This window comes from Blautia sp. CAG:237, assembly GCF_000436615.1.
GTDB classification, from domain to species: Bacteria; Bacillota; Clostridia; order Lachnospirales; family Lachnospiraceae; genus Blautia_A; species Blautia_A intestinihominis.
The window spans coordinates 4,461-19,623 of record NZ_FR886754.1 but is presented as its reverse complement, the minus strand read 5'-3'; the positions used below and the strand labels follow the sequence as shown (position 1 = coordinate 19,623).

At 45.5% G+C, this 15,163-nt stretch carries 10 protein-coding genes; all 10 read right to left on the bottom strand.

From position 1 onward, the window contains the following. Positions 1–217 precede the first annotated feature (217 nt). Positions 218–1,621, bottom strand: coding sequence for a glycoside hydrolase family 1 protein (locus tag QZL69_RS10455; RefSeq protein WP_022215154.1), 1,404 nt, complete (start codon positions 1,619–1,621; stop codon positions 218–220). Positions 1,622–1,636: 15 nt separating this feature from the next. After that, complete coding sequence (locus QZL69_RS10450; protein WP_022215153.1) at positions 1,637–3,583, bottom strand: oxidoreductase; 1,947 nt, start codon at positions 3,581–3,583, stop codon at positions 1,637–1,639. A gap of 35 nt (positions 3,584–3,618) precedes the next feature. Beyond that, positions 3,619–4,608, bottom strand: coding sequence for an ROK family protein (locus QZL69_RS10445; protein ID WP_022215152.1), 990 nt, complete (start codon positions 4,606–4,608; stop codon positions 3,619–3,621). Beyond that, complete coding sequence (locus tag QZL69_RS10440) at positions 4,605–5,450, bottom strand: MBL fold metallo-hydrolase (protein ID WP_022215151.1); 846 nt, start codon at positions 5,448–5,450, stop codon at positions 4,605–4,607. Before QZL69_RS10440 ends, QZL69_RS10445 begins: the two co-directional genes overlap by 4 nt. Then, complete coding sequence (locus tag QZL69_RS10435) at positions 5,447–8,221, bottom strand: alpha-L-rhamnosidase (RefSeq protein WP_022215150.1); 2,775 nt, start codon at positions 8,219–8,221, stop codon at positions 5,447–5,449. Before QZL69_RS10435 ends, QZL69_RS10440 begins: the two co-directional genes overlap by 4 nt. A 204-nt stretch (positions 8,222–8,425) precedes the next feature. After that, positions 8,426–9,616, bottom strand: a complete 1,191-nt coding sequence (locus tag QZL69_RS10430) for a helix-turn-helix transcriptional regulator (RefSeq protein WP_022215149.1) — start codon at positions 9,614–9,616, stop codon at positions 8,426–8,428. 334 nt (positions 9,617–9,950) lie between these two features. Beyond that, entirely contained in the window at positions 9,951–11,333 is a 1,383-nt protein-coding gene (locus tag QZL69_RS10425; protein WP_022215148.1) for an MFS transporter, read from the bottom strand. Between the two features lie 144 nt (positions 11,334–11,477). Continuing rightward, positions 11,478–13,808, bottom strand: a complete 2,331-nt coding sequence (locus QZL69_RS10420; RefSeq protein WP_022215147.1) for an alpha-L-rhamnosidase-related protein — start codon at positions 13,806–13,808, stop codon at positions 11,478–11,480. 112 nt (positions 13,809–13,920) lie between these two features. Further along, on the bottom strand, positions 13,921–14,805 hold the full coding sequence (locus tag QZL69_RS10415) for an alpha/beta hydrolase (protein WP_022215146.1): 885 nt from the start codon (positions 14,803–14,805) through the stop codon (positions 13,921–13,923). A 131-nt stretch (positions 14,806–14,936) separates the two neighbouring features. After that, positions 14,937–15,163: DUF6198 family protein (locus QZL69_RS10410; protein WP_291519330.1), on the bottom strand; the 227-nt coding region annotated here is incomplete at its 5' end.

Here is a 15,163-nt window from a genome sequence, read left to right as displayed (position 1 = left end):
CGGATTGCATCGGAATTACCATCAGCTATTTCAATTTCCACAAACGATCATATGATACAGCCATGATTGTCTCCTGACATCCATATAAAACCTTGTACTCTGTTATTAACAAGTATATCATCGCCTCATATATTTCGCAAGAACTTGCGATTTTCATCAGCAAAAGAAAAAATCCCCGGAAAACCTTGTAATTCAAGATTTTCCAGGGATATAGATTTTAATCTAACTCCGCGCCATTGCTTTCAATTACCTTCTTATACCAGTAAAAGCTTTTCTTTTTATAACGATTTAATGTACCTGTTCCGTCATCGTTACGATCTACATAGATAAATCCATAACGCTTGCGGAGTTCTGCTGTGGAGGCGCTTACCAGGTCGATGCAGCCCCAGGTGGTATATCCTATCAGTTCTACACCCTCCTCGATCGCTTCTTCCATCTGTTCGATGTGGTCGCGCAGGTACTGGATGCGGTAATCGTCTTCGACTGTCCACTCTCCGTCTGCTCCCTGCACCAGTTTATCCACAGCACCAAGACCGTTTTCCACGATAAACAGTGGTTTCTGGTAGCGGTCCCAGAGAGTATTTAATACATAACGAAGTCCCTTCGGGTCGATCTGCCAGCCCCACTCGCTTGCTTTGAGGTACGGGTTTGGTACGCCGCCGAGGAGATTTCCTTCGCCACGGACATTTTTCTCCGGGTCTGTTGTCGCGCATACGCTGACATAATAACTGAAAGATACAAAATCTACGGTGTTTTTGAGGATTTCCATATCTTCGTCTGTCACGGAAATGGAAATTCCATGCTCTCTCATATAACGCTTCGCATATCCCGGATAATAGCCACGGACATGCACATCTGCGAACATCATGTTCTTGTGGTCCTGCTCCATTGCAGCAAGCACGTCAGACGGGTCTGCTGTCAGCGGATATACCGGCATGCTTAAGATCATGCAGCCAATCTGGAAATCCGGATTGACCTCATGCCCGATCTTTGTCGCCCAGGCACTTGCAACCAGCTCATGATGCACTGCCTGGTAGAGATCACTCTGAGAAAGTTTTTCCTTCGGTGTGTTGATACCGCCACTCATAAATGGAGATTCCAGGATGGAATTGATCTCATTGAAAGTCAGCCAGTATCTTACCTTGTCTTTGTAGCGGGTAAATACGGTTGTCACATAACGTTTGTAGAATTCGATCAGATCACGGTTTACCCAGCCGTCATAATGCTCTGCCAGATACAGCGGTGTCTCATAATGAGATAAAGTTACAAGTGGCTCGATTCCATATTTTCTGCACTCGTCAAACAGATCATCATAAAACTGAAGTCCTGCCTCGTTCGGAGTCTCTTCATCTCCATGTGGGAAAATACGGCTCCATGCGATCGAGGTACGGAATACTTTGAATCCCATTTCCGCAAATAATCTGATGTCTTCTTTGTAACGATGGTAAAAATCAATTCCTACCAGTTTCATATTGTCATCTGTCGGCTGTTTGCTTCTCGGTCCTTTGATCCCGTGCGGAAGGACGTCCTGAATGGACAGTCCTTTGCCATCTTCCTGATAAGCACCTTCACACTGGTTTGCGGCTACTGCACCGCCCCATAAAAAATTCTTCGGAAACATAAATTGACTCCTTTCTTAGATATCCAGGGCTGCATGATATCCCCAGTATACGGCATTGGTGATCGTAGAAACTTTGCTTGCATCACCGATCACTGCCACATATGGAGCACAGTCTCTTAAATTTTCCACAACATCGGTTCTGGAACGCTGTCCTAATGCACAGATAACGGAAGTTCCCGGAACGAGGACTTTTTCTCCGTTTTCATTCTCACACCAGACACCCTCTCCGGTGACTTCCAGTCCACGGTAGTTTGTGTGTATCTCTGCGTATTTAGCGATTTCTTTGAGAAGCAGTGGTCTGTGTCTTACGTTTGCATCCGGGGCAAGTTCACTTCTCATCTCTACGAGGTGAACTTTCTTTCCTTCCATTCCCAGATGGATCGCACATTCACAGCCGGCAAGTCCGCCGCCGAATACAACAACCTCATCGGTCACTTTCTCTTTTTCTTTATAATAATTGTTGACAACCACAACATTTTCTCCGTTCAGTCCCGGAATCGGCGGAACGAGCGGTCTGCTTCCTGCTGCAATGATCAGCGCATCTGCATTTTCTTTTTCTGCGTATTCTTTTGTGACTTCTGTGGAAGTACGGATCTCCACGCCGGCATTGCGCGCAAGAAGTTCATAGGTTCCTGCCAGTTCATACATTTCGTGTTTAAACGGAAGCGCCTGCTCACTCTTGAGAATGCCGCCGACTTTATCTTCTTTCTCGCAGAGAATGACCTGATGCCCTCTTCTCGCCGCGGTATAGGCTGCATAAAGTCCTCCCGGACCGCCACCTGCAACGAGTACTTTTTTCTTAACAGGAGCCGGTGTAACTTCGTCACCTTCCATCTCGCGTCCGATCAGTGGATTGACGGTACAGCGTCTTGTGGATGTTGCCGCTCTCTCTGCCATGCAGGTGAAGCAGCGGAGGCATTTTACAATCTCCTCATCCCTGTTTTCCATGACTTTGCGCGGAAGGAACGGGTCTGCAAGAAGTGCTCGCGCCATGTAAACGATATCTGCTTTTCCCTCGGCAATGATCTGTTCCATCTGTGCCGGGTCATTCAAGCCGCCGATCGTTGCAACCGGGACAGAAACATGCTTCTTGATCTCGGCTGCCAGATATACATTGCATCCATGTTCTTTGAACATAGACGGATGTGTGTCGCCAAAACCTCTCTGGTAAGTTCCTGCGGATACATGAAGGATATCCAGATATGGCTCCAGGATCTTTGCGATCTCTACGCCGTCTTCCAGTGTATAGCCGCCCTCGAATAATTCAGAACCGCTCATACGGAATTCAATTGGGAAAAACGGACCGACGCCTTCGCGGACTGCCTTGAGCACTTCGATTGCAAAACGACAGCGGTTTTCCAGAGAACCGCCGTACTCATCTGTTCTCTTGTTGAAATATGGAGAAAGGAACTGGTTCACCAGCCAGCCGTGTCCACCGTGCACCATGATCATCTCAAATCCGGCACGTTTCGCCAGGGCTGCTGTCTCCTTATAGGAAGCAACAATGTCTGCGATCAGTTCTTTTGTCAGGGCTTTTACTTCCACGCCATCTGGACGGACAGTGTCGGATGGTCCCCACTGATGCATGCTTTTCTGTCTGTTCTTGTCTGTCATGTAGGTTCCTGCATACATTCCGGAATGAGAAAGTTCAATGCTCGGGATCGCGCCATGACGGCGGATCGCATCTGCGGTGTAGGTTGCGGATGCAAGAGAATTCAGGATAGAAGTATCCAGATGATATGCATGAGAACCATCTGTCTCCGGGTGCACCATACACTCACTGACGGTAACTGCACCTGCGCCGCCTTTACCTCTCAGCTCATAAAAAGCTGTGGACTTCGGTCCGATGCATCCGTCATTTGTGATATCTGTTCCACCCATCGGTGCAGAAAACATACGGTTACGAAAAGTTACTCGGCCAACCTGTAATGGTTTACATAAATTTGGATATTTTCTTACCATGATTTTCCTCCATATATCTATCTTAACTAATTCATTTACTCCATCAGGAGAGCTTTCAGATACTCCCCTTCTCTTCTGTTTTCCAAAAGTTCCATCAGTTCATTGACTTTGTCCATGCTTATCTTCTTTTCCCGTGCTTTGATATGTACATAGACTGCACCGATCAGATTGGCGTCATTAAAAAACTGACAGGTCGTAACTTCCGGAACAGGCAGTGTCCACGGAAACATTCCATTGATCTTTGCCAGTTCTTCCCGGATCAGCTGCAGAAGGAGCGGCTGTTCACTGATCCCGCCGCCGATCGCAATCTTTTCCGGGTCAAACATATATTGATAATTATGAATCTGGATTGCAAGTTTTTTTGCATGCTTGCGGATTCCGGCAAGTGCGCTCGGATTTCCCTGATTTGCAAGGGAAAAAGCCTTCTCGCCACTCAGTTCTTCCACCGGGATCCCGGTTTCTTCTGAAACACTGCGAAGAAGGGACGCTGCACCGGCTGTCTCTGCCAGACAGTTGGACATTTTGTAATCATCCTTGCTGTCTGTGATGATATAACTGAACTCACCTGCCATGAAGTTTCTTCCGCTGACAATCTCACGGTTACAGATGACCGCACCACCGACTGCTGTGCCGCAGACAACGACGATCGCATTGTTGCAGTCCTTGATGGCTCCTTTCCATAGCTCTGCCAATGCTGCACATTTCGCATCATTTTCTACCGTTACCGGGACATGAAGCCTCTGTTCCAAGATCTCCACGATATTTACGTTGCTGATGCAGAAAAGGCTTCCACCTGTATACATAAAGCCGCGTTTGGAATCAATGATCCCAGGCATGCTTAAGGCTACTCCATCCAGTTCATAACTGCTGCTTACTTTTTCATAAATCTCTACGAGGGAGTCAATAAAAATCTCCATAGAATCCTGTCGGGTCGGAGTCTTATCCTTCACGGAGATCGAACACTGATCTGTGATCACCGCATATTTAATAAAAGTTCCACCCACATCGATTGCCAGATAATTCATTTTGCCACCCCGTTTTTCCAGATTTTGTTTTTGCTGTAGATGATATTTCCTTCGCCGCCGTCCAAACGCTCAAAACGCTCGTTGGCTTTTTTTGCGACAAAGGCTTCCATTCCCATGAAGTTGAACGGAACATCATCTGCTTTTCCTGCCATGACTTCATCACACACTTCGATCACGCTCTGGATCATATCTGCGGATGCTTTTATCACATGATGACACAGGCAGGGTTCCTCAAATCTTCCTGTCAGTTTCTGCTGTACATGGATGAGGTTTTCTCTGTACTCTTCCACGGACAGTGAATTTTCATCAAATAAAAAGGTCGCATTGTTGCAGGCATCTCCGAGGATCAGGATCTTTTCCTCCGCTACCAGAATGACCATCGTTCCTCTGGTATGTCCCGGAAGTGCGTAGACTTCTGCATGGATTTCTCCGAGGTTAAAAACCTGTCCATCTTTCAGGACTTTAAAATCAGCCAGTGTCGGCTGCACGTAATCATCCTCTGCAAAATCCAGAAGTTTTCCCCCGAGGTTTGCCTGGATATAACCTTTGCGCTCTTCCAGCGGGCTCATGGCTTCATAGATGGCATTGTCCGCCGGGTTCATATATACTTCGTCAAACTCTGGTGCTCCCAGTGCATGATCGACATGACCATGGGTAAGGATCACCGTGATCGGTTTCTCTGTCAGTGTTTCCACAAATTTTCGTAAATGACCTACTCCAAGGCAGGTATCTACCAGGACTGCTTTTTCCTCACCCTCGATCAGATACATGATCTCACCGGTCAGACTTCGGATTGCAGTCATATGTGTATTTAATTTTTCTGCGCTGTAATACTGGATCATTCCTGCTCATCCTCCATATCTTTGACAAGTCCTGTAAGTTCATTGCTCAGCTGGTCGATCTCTTCCGGACGGAATCCCATGAAAGTAAGACGTTTGATGGTATCCAGACTCTCAAAGAAATAGTCCTCGTTTCCGGTAGAAAGGAAATGCATCAGCATCGGGGAAACACGTTCGATGATCGCCATTGCTTTTTCGTCTTTCATCATATCTTTGAACAGTGTCTTGCGGGTGTAACGGTGACGGAGATCTTCGGTCGGCTGATAATCATAAACATAAACACCTGCGGAAACTTCCTCCACCTCGCCATCGTAGAATGGCAGTCCGATCACTGCTGTACAGTTGAACGGAACCTCGATTTCCACATGTACGGAACCGTCGCGGCGGATTTTCCACTCAATGCGGTAAGTTCCATAGACAGAGTCGTAGGACATCTTCATGTATCCCATCTTTCCGTTCATAAGCGGTGTGATCAGGGCTTTCTTGAATCCCGGCTCCAGTGCTTTCAGTCCGGCAACGTCGCGGTAGAGATATTCCACGACTGCTCCATATGCATAATGGTTCAGAGAGTTCATCATTGTTCCACTTAACAGTCCATTATCCAAGACAGAGTTCCATCTTTCCCAGATAGTTGTCGCACCAAGTTCGACACAGTGCATCCAGCCCGGATAATCCTCCTGCATCAAGAAGTAGAAGGCTTCTTCTTCCATGCCGTTTTCTGCCATGACTTTGCACATAATCGGTGCACCTGCAAAACCGCCCTTGAGTTTGTAGCAGTCTTTGAACAGACGTCCCTTCAGCCCTTCGATGACCTGCTGTTTTTCTTTGTAGACACCGGCATACAAAGCTGTGATGTAACCTGTCTGAGAGTCGATCGCCAGACGGCCGCTCTCTGTAAAGTATTCTTTCAGGATCGCCTGATAGATTCTGGAATAAAGTTCTTCATATTCTGCGGCAAGATCTTCGTAGCCGAGGATTTCTGCTGCTCTGGCAACCTTTTTGACAGACATGGAATAATAGCAGGAACCGATGAAGTATTCGTCTGTTCCGCCCTCCATGCTCTGCTCGGTACGTCCGTCCAGTGCCAGCCAGTCACCAAGCTGGTTTCCGAAATCGTACAGATATTTCTGTCCTCTCGCCTTATCCTGCTCTGTAATCCAGTCTACCCAGTCTTTCATCATCGGGAAATACTCTGCGAGGGCTGTTTTGTCCCCGTAATATTCATAGAGTGCATCCGGCAGAAAGGTCGCAATATCGCTCCAGATACTGCTTGCGATCTCAGTTCCCGGTGCAAATATCGGGATCACGCCCGGAAGGATGCCGTTCGCTTTTTTCTGTGCGAGACGCAGGTCATGGATGAATTTGTGATAAAAAGCTGCTGTGTTCATATTGTAGGAGGCAGTTCTTGCAAACACCTGTGCATCCCCGCACCAGCCAAGTCTCTCATCTCGCTGAGGGCAGTCAGTTGGAAAATCAATGGAGTTGGATTTCTGTCCCCACATGGCATTTAAGAACAGACGGTTCACACCGGCATGACCGGTCTCGATCTTTCCTGTGATCTCCATATCGGAATAAACCGCTTTGCCGAGAATATCTGTCTTTCGCAGTTCGCCATCCCATCCGGTCACTCTCACATAGCGGAAACCAAAGAAAGTGAAGGTCGGTCGGACCAGTTCTTCTCTTTCGTCGGAAATATAGACGAACTGAGATTTCGCAGAACGATAGTTTTCATTATAGAAGTTTCCATACTGCAGAATCTCACCGAAATCAAAGACAAGTTTTGTTCCTTTTTTCTGGTGGTTTACAAAGGTGATATATCCTGCAAAGTTCTGTCCAAAATCAAGGACAGTTTCTCCTGCCGGTGTGTGGATGATCTCTTTGACCGGCATATCTTCCATCTCGCGGACCGGAAGGCTGTATCTCTCTGTGAGCTTTCCTTCGACAGTCGTCTCCACTGCCTGATAAACCCTGTTTTCTTCTTTTTCCCAAAGGAGATGATTGATGATCTCACCGTCATAAATGCTGTCATCTTCGATGTCAGAGCCCTGATAGTTCCATGTATTGTCTGTTCCGATCACCTGCTCTGTCCCATCGGCATAGCTGACGTGCAGTTCCGCAATCAGAAGGAATCTGCTGCCAAAATTCTCTGCCATTCCTGCCAGCCCGAATTTTCCTTTGTACCAGCCATTTCCGAGAGAAACGGAAAGTCTGTTTTCTTTAGCGAGAAGTTCTGTCACATCGAAAGTCAGGTACTGTTCTTCTTCGTGATAGTCACTGTAGTAAGGAGTCAGGACTTCGTCACCAACTTTTCTGCCATTCAGTTCTGCCTGAAAAAGTCCAAGTCCGCTGATGTATAATCTGGCTGCCTGAATTTCTTTTTCCACTTCAAACTCTTTGAAGAAAAACGGATGATGTTTGTATTCCGGCTCTGTCGTGATCCATTTTGCCAGCCAGGATTCCTGCATTTTGGCTGTCTCGAAAGATACTGGTTCACTGACTGCTGTTTCATCCTGATCATCTGTCACGGTTACTCTGACAAAATATCTGGTGCGCGGCTCGGTCTTCATCTCCAGGGCTTCTCCTGTCTGGTTCAGGTCTGCGCTGTTCTTTTTGTAAAGAAGTTCTTTGAACTCTCTGTCCAGAGAAACTTCAATCTCTGCACTTTTTTGTGCAATCCCCTGACTGTCTGTGACTTTCCAGGAAACACGTGCGGAATCAAAGCTGTAGCCTGTTGGATTTTTCATGCCATTGATTTTTACATCTGTGATCTTCATACCGTTCTCTCCCTTTCGCATTTTTCATTACTGTGAATAATAACTGCTTTTACTCTATCTCCAAAACAGCCCCATATCTCTGTTTCCAGGACACAAGGCTGTCTTCCATTGGTGCACTACTTACTTTTGTTGATTCTATAATACGGTGATTTGCAGTTTTATTATATCTTTATTATGTCGTTTTTGTATTTTTATTGACATAAATTAGAATTCTCTCGGTTTATGGAGTTCCCGGTATTTTCTTGGAGTCATCTGTTTATATTTCTTGAACACTTTGCCAAAGTAGCTCTGCGATGGGAAGTTCACGTACTCTGCGATCCTCGGAAGGGATTCGCCTGAGTAGATCAGAAGGTTTGCCGCACGCTCGACGCGGAATTCTGTGATGTAGTCCTGCAGACACTCTCCCGTTTCCTTTCGGAACAGTCTGGAAAGGTAGGTGCTGCTGACTCCCAGATTTTCTGCAATGTCTTCCAGATAGATTTTTTCGCGGTAGTGTTTTCCCACATAATCTCTGCACTGCTCCACATAACTGGAAACATGCTTTTTCTCCAACGTCTTTCTGACTTCCTGGGTGATCCGCTCGACTGCCTGATCGCGGTATTTTATGATCCGCACAGCATCCCGGCATTCGTCGCATTTCTGGATATAAAGGTCACTGATCTGATAGGCAATATATGGTGGCACGCCGCTGTCGATCGCGGCTCTTGTACAGAGTGTGATCGCTACGATGCAGACGTTTTTCCAGTGGTTCATTTCCTTTGAGGAAAGCTTGCCAAGTTCAGAGTCCATATTTCGGGACTTCTGCACCGCATCTTCCACACGCCCTTCACGGACGCAGTCCAGAAGTTTCCGTTCTTCGAGATAGGTGTGGTGGTAGATCTCTTCCTCCTCAGATTTCATCTGAAAAAAGATCTCGTCCGTTTCCAGACTCCGCTCCGTCTCTTCATGGAGGTGACTGATATTTTCCAGCTCTTCGCCTGTATACTGCTCACCGGTAAGTACAGCCGCAAGGAGCTGTGTCAGGCTGATGATCTCGGACAGGGTAAATTTCTTCAGGCGTTTTTCCCTGGACTGCTCTACGCCATAGAACGCATAAAAGTAATGCAGATGGACCCGGTCCAGCATCTCCATGCTGAGCGGTCCGAAGTAAAAGCGCTGAGAGTCTTTCAGAATACAGCCGAAACATACCTTGTGTGCATCCCGGTAAAGAAATGGAATCTCCTGCTGCACTGCGCGCTCGTACAGAAGCTGCCGAAGTTCTTTGTTCAGATACAATGGATTACTCTCCGGGTTTTCCTGCCAGGAGATCAGCTCGCCGTCCTCCTCGTAGAAAATTCCCGTATTCTGAAGCAGCGCCAGCCGCCTGCATATAAATTCATAATTACTCCCGTCCATAATTTTCCTCCGATTTGTGATGTCTGACAGACTATACATTCGATATAGTTATAATTCAAACAGTTAGAATTATAACTATTATGTTTTACGATGTCAATAACTATTTTCGTATTTAATATATCATTTATCTGCATCGAGAAATAGATTAAACTGACAAATCGAGGCTGGCATTCTATATGATAAATCTAACGAACATCGGGAAATGAGCTTATTATTCAAGCCGATGCTGTCGGATCATAAAATCAACCAGCATCCACTTCTCTGATACTGTCTCGATATGCAAAACAAAAAAGAAAAGCCCACAGCATTTGCCACGGGCTTTGTCTATTATGATTTAGTTTTCTTTTCTTAATGCTGGCATTTCTTTTTCAAGTTTGTAGAACAGCATCAGTACGAAGCATACTACGATGCAGATTACCGGGATCCAGTTGTAAACGAAGCTGATCGCGTTCTGGGCTGCTGCACTCTGAGCTGCCTGTGCTGCGTCAAATCCTGCTCCTGCAAGTACCCATCCGAGTACAGCCTGTCCAAGACCAAGACCAAGTTTCTGTGCAGTACTTACACCTGCATTTCCCATTCCTGCTGCTTCTACGCCGTATTTCAGTTTACTGTATTCGATGGTATCAGATACCATTCCAAATGCCATACCACCGGCAGCACCAAGACCGATACCTTTGAGAACGTTGAACACGATCAGAAGTGCAACGTTGCTTCCGCAGAGACCGGTTCCTGCAAATCCGAGGATCATTCCTACCAGACCAACCTGATAAGTTCTATGTTTACCGAATTTTTTCATAAATGCCGGTGTCAGGAACATGATCGCGAACTGTGAAATAGACAGTGCGTTGTTGATCGGTGTGTACAGGTTAATGTCACCAAGTACATACTGTGCATAGAATGCTGCTGCAACAGAGTACATTACGATGACAAAGAAGATCAGGAACATACAGATCGTCATAAGGATCCAGTATTTGTTCTTAAACAAAGCTTTGATTGCCTGTCCAACCGGAACTTTGTCCTGTTTCTGTTCTTCCTGTCCGCCAACTTCTACGGCTGTACGTTCTTTTGTTCCGAAGAAGCAGAGAACACTTGATACTACAATAATGATACCTACAATGATGAAAGTTTTTGTCCATGCGCTCTGTACATACATGTCACCTGCTCCGAAGTGGTTCAGCCATTTCAGGAAGAAAGTGTTCATTGTGATGTTTGCGAGTGTCTGGAAGATCATGTTCATATTTCCAAGAAGTCCACGGTCATAGGCATTCTCTGTCATCAGGTAGTTCATGGATGTGTATGGTACATACATGGATGTGTAGAATACAGAGTTTACCAGGTTGTACATGATGAATACATATACGTATTTTACTGCTGTTGTCAAAGATGCCGGGATGCAGAACAGCAGCAGGCTGGCGATTGCCATCGGAATACACATGCGAAGCAGCCAGATCCTTGCTTTACCATGTTTTGATTTTGTGCGGTCTACGATGCCTCCCATGATCAGGTCGCTGACACCGTCAAATACTTTTGAAACTGCGATGATCGTTCCTACAACACCTGCGTCAAGTACTGCCACGTTTGTAAGATACAGCATGAAGAACGCTGACATGATACCGTTGACCCATGCAAGTCCATAGTTACCCATTCCATAGCCAATACGCTCACTCCAGCTTAAGTTGGCTTTCGGGTCGTTGTGCTTTGATGCAAAACTTACCATTTTTTTCTCCTCTCCTTTGTTTCCCTTTTTTCATTTTACTACTTACGTTTCCAGACTTTGTTGACTTGTTCTTCAACAATTTCTATGCTCTAATCATAGCAGTCGAAACTCTATTCTTATATCTTTATTTTGATATTTTTGTCTTTATTTTATCTCTGTTTTGCAAATTATCTGATCTTTTACGGAATCCGGAGTCTGATAGGTAATGTCCAGTTTATCACCCTCTTTGGTCCATTTCACATAGATCATACCCTTCGGAGTTTTGACAGTGCCCTCTGCTTTCTTCAGATAGCCTGATACCGGACGGATCTCGATTTTTTCATAGCCTGGTGCCGCCGGACGAACACCGAGGATCGTTCCCGGAAGTTCGTATAATGCAAGTGATCCCCAGGCATGACATTCGCTTCTTGCGTATGCTTCGGATTCCACACAGGTTGTACAGTGGTTCTTGAGCATTGTGCGCCATGCTTCCCAGTACTGATCTGTGTATGCATACAGATCTGTCTTTTCCAGAGCACGGAATAAGTAAAAACGCATCGCAACTGTACACTGTGCAAAGTGATCTTTTTCCTCGATCGTTCTGAGGATATTTACCCTTGCCTGATCTGTATCAATGGTGTCTGTCAGGCAGGCAAAAACCTGACAGTGCTGGCTGTATTCTTCTACTCCCGGACCATCCTGAACCATGCCGTCTGTGTTGATACAATACGTTCTGACCGCATTCTGCACCTTCACTGCACGTTCTGTAAACTGTGATGCTTCGTCTTTTCTTCCAAGATATTCCGCCAGTTTTGCCGCATGCTGAAGGCCATAAATATACAGAAGACTTTCCATCGTGATCGGTCCTTTTAATCCTGCCGGCGGCATGCCGCTTGTCGGATTCCATTCTGCTGCCCAGTCGATAAAGGACCAGAAAGCTTCCTCCATGATAAGCCCGCCTGTCTTGCCTACATAGCCTTTAGGAGAAAGATGTTCTTCAAAAAACTGCAGGATGCGTTCTACGGTCGGCATGTATTTTTCTACCAGTTTATGGTCTCCGAAATACATCATATGGTCGTAGATCATCAGGATATAATAGATAGAAAATCCCGGGATGATATTTGGATTGCAGTTCGGATAAGAGCAGTTCAGAAGTCCGTCGTACCGCTGTGCCCTCGCAAGATCATCGATGCATTTTCTTGCCAGTCTGTCATCCGCGCTTACAGAATAAGTATACAGAATCTGTGTTCTGGAATCCATCACATACTGCAGCTGCTCGTAATATGGACAATCCTCATAAGTCTCGTGCATGCATCTTCGCAGCGTTCTCTCGCTGATCTCCCAGATATCTGAGAGGCTTTCGTCAGAGGTTTTTACACTGGTACTTACTTCCAGAGGATATCCTGTCTCCTGATAATCAAAGCGCTGTAATCTAAGCGGCTCTGCTCCTGTTTTGATGTGAAGCTGTACAAAACGGAAAGTACGGAACCAGAATGGCTCGTAGATTTCCGGCTCATTCTGTATTCCCAGACCTGCTACATGATAATTGTCCTGATAGCCTTCCAAATGTCCGTTTTTCTGATCCAGACGATCTTTTTTGAGTGCTACATGATCCGGTCCGACATGTTCTTCCTGCACATAGGCTTCTGCATAGGTCAGGGTAATATCTGCACTTTTTCCTGCGGATAAAACGAGAGAAATATAGCCTGTCATCTCTTCACCGGCACTGATCTCTACGATTTCTTCTGTATCTGACGGGATCTCAAGTGCTGTTTTTCCTTCTATGAATTCCTGCCATTTTTCCTGTGAATGAATAGATTTTGATACTGCCATGATGTCTGTAAAACGGCAGTCTTTGCGGTACATATATGGGATCGTTCGTTCCTGAAGATTTCCCGGACTTACTGCCTGGTGGATTTCTACATTGATGTATGGCTTTGCAGATTCCCACTTTGAGTCGTCATATTCCGACGTTTTCCAGCCGAAGATTTCTGGGTTTCCAGACGCATTTTCGTGGATGATCAATGGGGCAAAACGTTCTTCTTCTCTTATGAAAGATACGTTTTTATTGATCTTACATTTCCAGGAATCGTCCGCATCCAGGCTGATTTCCTGTGTATCGACTGTTGTGATCTTGCCTTTTACGTATAAGCCTGGTGTGGCAGTGCGGAACATTCCGTGATTGCCGTCCATTGGATTTTCCGGATAGCGGAGTACGATAACGGCAAGGATGTTTGTTCCTTTCCTTAAATATCTGGTGATATCCAGACAATCCTTGAACCAGATACTCTTGTCACCTTTGCTCGGTCCGACTTCTACCAGATCATTGTTGATATATAGCTTATAACGTGTATCGGCTGAGATTTCCAGTTCTGCTTTCTGTAGTATTTCAGTCAGTTTGATGTTCTTTCGAAACAGTACGGTACGGGGGATTTTTTTGTCAGCATCTGACCATGACGGGATCCAGATCCAGTCTGAATTTTCGAGAAATTTCATTTGTTTGCGTTCCTTTCCTGTGATAATTTGTATCAAAATCTTTGTTTAAATTGCATCTATTTATTTCCTGTTTACCGTCTGACAGGGCTTTCTTCACTTTATTCTTTCTGCATTAATTCAATATCCGTTTGAAGAATCTGCACTCTTCATCATTGCATTTACGTGCATCCTCGGATCTTATATTGAGGTGAAAAACATGTCCCAGTTTTTCGGTTTTTCCACTGCGGTAATCGTGAAATTCACATGGGATATGCATGCTTTTTAGCTTCTCGTACATCAGAGGTGCCTGGCCTCTGAGAAAGTCTTCTTCTGCTGTCATGAGAAACGCCGGTGGAAATTTTTCTGTTACGTATTCATCTGCGCAGAGCAGCTGAAATTCCTGTTTCGTTCCTTTTCCCGGAAGATATTCTTCCATCAGTTTTCCTGTAAGCTCGTTCAGATTTTCCTCTCCTATATGATACTGCCCGCAATTCAGTGCCACTGCACGGATCTGCAAAGCTTCTGGTATATGGAATTTATAATTTGCGGCATAATCAGGATTGGTACAGATATCCAGATAAAGAGACAGGATATGTGCTCCTGCGGAGTCGCCCACTGCAAAGAGTTTCTCTGTATCTAATCTATAAGTTTCTGCGTTTTCCAGCACCCAGGTAAATACGGAATTTGTATCTTCCAGTGATGCCGGAAACTTATATTCCGGTGCCAGGCGATAAGAAAAATTCACCACCGCAAAGCCTCGCTCTGCAAGATCCATGCAGTAGAACTGATACCTTTCTTTGTCACCGTATACCCATCCACCGCCATGAACACTGACGATCACTGGAAGCTTTCCCGTAGCATCCTTTTGGCGATATACATCCAGTTTCTGCCATTTAGATTCTGTTCCATATATAATATCATCGTATCTTACAATGTTCTCCGGGGTCTTAAGCCCTGCATCTCTTTTATTATCTTCTTCTGCAAATTCTGCACGTATGATGTCGCTGATCCTTACCATTCTTATGTTCCTTTCCTATATTAAAAAACCGACCTGCATTTTCTACTTCTATTGTAGCGAATACCTGTCGGTTTTTATATCTTTATTTTGTGTTTTTTATTCTTTTATTGCGTTGTCTGTCCCGAAATCCATCACGCTCTTTTTGTCATAAACGACTCAAATCTCACATGCTGATCCATCTTGTCACCAATCATGCCGATCACTTTTCCCATGGTAAATGCGGCGAGGATCGTGCCGATTCCGAGTCCGTCCAGATGTCCGAGGATGATGCAGGTCATCAGTGCTGTTATGGTAAGGCAGGTAACGTCATAGCCGATTTTGATCCTGGAATATTTTACCTTCGTGATATCTGCCAGTT